The organism is Lactobacillus nasalidis, from assembly GCF_016587775.1.
Classification (GTDB): domain Bacteria; phylum Bacillota; class Bacilli; order Lactobacillales; family Lactobacillaceae; genus Lactobacillus; species Lactobacillus nasalidis.
Genome location: NZ_BOCG01000714.1, coordinates 1 through 3213, shown reverse-complemented (window position 1 = coordinate 3213; position 3213 = coordinate 1). Strand labels below are relative to the sequence as shown.

The 3213-nt window shown below is 54.3% G+C and carries 2 protein-coding genes and 1 pseudogene; all 3 read right to left on the bottom strand.

From position 1 onward, the window contains the following. Window positions 1-1413: C69 family dipeptidase (locus tag lacNas_RS13615; RefSeq protein WP_201346955.1), on the bottom strand; the 1413-nt coding region annotated here is incomplete at its 3' end. Between the two features lie 59 nt (window positions 1414-1472). Next, window positions 1473-2816, bottom strand: coding sequence for a signal recognition particle-docking protein FtsY (gene ftsY, locus lacNas_RS13610; RefSeq protein ID WP_201331627.1), 1344 nt, complete (start codon window positions 2814-2816; stop codon window positions 1473-1475). A gap of 2 nt (window positions 2817-2818) precedes the next feature. Beyond that, a pseudogene (locus tag lacNas_RS13605) lies at window positions 2819-3213 on the bottom strand (chromosome segregation protein SMC); the annotation flags it as partial.

Sequence of the window (3213 nt, the reverse complement as noted above, 5' to 3'; positions counted from 1 at the left end):
GTCCATGTTAAAGGTCAGTTTCGACAGCTTGATGGCTTCCTTGAAAAGCTGGCCCCAAAGCTCTTCGCTTTCCTGGCGGCTGTGAGCCACGGTTTCCTGATTGGCCTTGGTCAAAAAGGCGGTCAGCTCTTCGCCGGACAAGCCTGCTGCCTGCTTGGTGACTTCTGCCACCCGGGCACGGAAATACCGGTTGAGCTCAGTCAGGTACTTGGCATCCAGCTGCACGAACTGCGGATAGTGGCTTTCCACCAGGGCAGCCAATGACTTGTAGAACCACCAGGCATCAGACTGCCGGTATTCAAGGGAAGTGTCGTTATAAGACGGATCAGTGTCGTTCATGTTGGTAAAGAAAGGCACGAAAGGCGTAAAGGTTGGTCCGCCCAGGCACAGCCACATGATGCCGGCCAGCCCGGCTTCTTGATCAGCCCGAATTTCCAGAATATGGGCATTTTGCGTCCGGTTCAAGCCAATCGGCCGGTAGCGGTGGTGTTCTTCCTCGCTGCCCTTTACACCGAAGGGATCAAAAACCGTGTCCTGGTAGTGTGAGCCCAGAATGTACTCAATGTCTTCCTTGCTGATCTTTTTTTCTGCCCGGCGGATGAACGGCAGGTCGGGGTCTTCTGGATCCTGCTCAATGCTTGGATTCAGGATCTTTTGCCCGTACCAGACCCGGGAGGTGTTGTAGTGCCGGTCTTGTTCGGTGAAGGTGCCGAAAATGTGGCGGAAATTCCAGCCCTCCAGATCCGGATTCAGCTTGTTTTGGGCGACGAAATCCTGGATGCCCTCGCTCCACATGAAGTCATCCGGCTTGGTGAAGTCGACTTCCTGGATGGAAACCCGGTTGGCCGCAATCGCGTAGGCGTCATCGGGAATTCTTTGAGCTACCCAGTGGTGGCCGGTCACGATTTCCATGTACCAGATTTCATCCTTGTCGGAAAAAAGCACCGAGTTGCCGGCAGCTGACCCGTACTTGGCAATCAAGGAGCCCAGGCGCTTGACGCCGTCTCTGGCCGAAACGATGTAAGGCAAAACGACATTGACCATGCAGTCCTCGTCCAGCCCGTCAGTCACCAGCGGGTCAAAGGCGAGCGTGCGCTCGTTTCCGTATGTTGATTCGGTTGCCGACATGGCGACGTTCTTTTCGTTAATGCCGCTTTCTTCATAGTAGCCGTACTTTTTGTAGTCAACGTTGGGCACTGCCGGGTAGCGGTAGGCGTCTTCTGGCAGGTCCATGCTGAATTTGTTCAGCCAGGACTTGATCTTGCGCCCCTTTTCCCCGTGAACCGCCGGGTTGACGACAAATTTTTGCTGGTTCAGCGGCGAAAAAGTATCGTCATTGCGGGCAATCAGATTGTTGCCGTCCATGGCAGCCTTTTTGCCGACTAAAATCGAAGTACATGCATCATCTTTCATTGCTTTTATCTTCTTCCTTAACTTTCCAACTTTTCTTCTTTGCTTGCGCCCGTCTGAAACTACAACAGGTCGTGGAACAAGCCGACGGCGAAGTTGGCTGCATCAAAGTCAGCCAGGTCTTCAGCCTTTTCGCCCAGGCCGACCAGCTTGACCGGCAATTTCATCTCGTGCCGGATCGACAAAACGACCCCGCCTTTGGATGAGCCGTCCAGCTTGGTCAATACCAGGCCGCTGAGCTTGGTCGTCTTGTCAAAGTCCTTGGCCTGCAAAAGAGCGTTCTGTCCGGTCGACCCGTCTAAAACCAGCAGGGTCTCAGCCGGCTGGTCCGGCAGGCGCTTTTTGATGGTCCGCTGGATCTTTTCCAGCTCGTTCATCAAATTGACCTTGTTTTGCAGACGGCCGGCCGTGTCGACCAGCAGGTAGTCGGCTTCTTCAGCAATTGCCCGTTCAAGGCCGTCGTATACGACAGCGGCCGGGTCAGCCTTGTCCGGACCAGTTACGACTGGCACGTCGACCCGCTTGCCCCATTCAACCAGCTGTTCAACCGCGCCGGCTCTGAAGGTGTCGGCCGCTACCAAGAGCACCTTCTTGCCCTGGTCATGGAAACGCTTGGCCAGCTTGCCGACCGTCGTGGTCTTGCCGGCTCCGTTGACGCCGACAAAAAGGTAGACGTTCGGCTTGGCGTTAGGGTCGTAAGTCAGCTTTTCATGCTCGCTGTCGCCGTTTTCGTCATAAACTTCGACCAGCTTCTGCACAATAACCCGTTTTAAGTCATCCCGGCTCTTGGCTTTTTGCAGCTTGGCTTCTTCTCTGAGCTGGTCGGTCAGGTCTTCGCTGGTTTCATAGCCAACGTCGGATTCGATCAGCAGTTCTTCCAAGTCGTCGAAAAAGTCTTCGTCAACCGTTCTGAACTTGGCTAAAAAGGCGTTGAGGCGGGCGCCAAAGCCCTTGTTGGTCTTCTCAAGCCCCTTTTCATAGAGCTCAGTCGTCTTTTCAGCCGCAGTTTCTGCATCTTCGGCAGCTTCAGCATTTTTTTCCTCAACTGCTTCTTCTGCAGGTTCTTCGCTTGCTTCTTCTTTGGCAGCTTCTTTTACTTCTTCGGCCGGCTCTTCAGCTTCTTCTTCAACTGCTTCTTCAGCCGGCTCTTCACTTGCTTCTTCTTCGGCAACTTCTTTTACTTCTTCAGCCGGCTCTTCGGCTTCTTCTTCAACTGCTTCTTCAGCAGCTTCTTCCGCCGCAGCTTCTTCTTCGGCTGTTTCTTTTACTTCTTCAGCTGACTTTTCTTCTGCCGCAGCTTCAGCGGCTTCTTCGCCGTTTTCTTCTTGGCCGGTCTTCGGCTCTTCCGGCTTCTCTTCGTCTTTTTGGCCAAACAGGCTCTTTTTGATTCGATCAAATAATCCCACGGTTATACCTCATCTTTTAAATCTTTCAAGGAGACCGACAATATCTGAGAAACCCCAGATTCCTGCATGACCACCCCGTAAAGCTGGTCAGCCTGTTCCATCGTTCCCCGCCGGTGCGTAATCACGATAAACTGGGTCTTGCTGTCGTACTGGCGCAGGAAGCGGGCAAAGCGGACAACATTGGCGTCGTCCAAGGCCGCCTCGACTTCGTCCAGCACGCAGAATGGCACTGGGTTGACTTCCAGCATGGCAAAAAGCAGCGTGATCGCCGTCAGCGACCGCTCGCCCCCTGACAGGAGGCTTAAGCGCTGCAGCTTCTTGCCCGGCGGCTGGGCGATGATCTCCACCCCGCTTTCCAGCAAATCGTCCGGTTCTGTCAGCGCCAGGCGCGCATTGC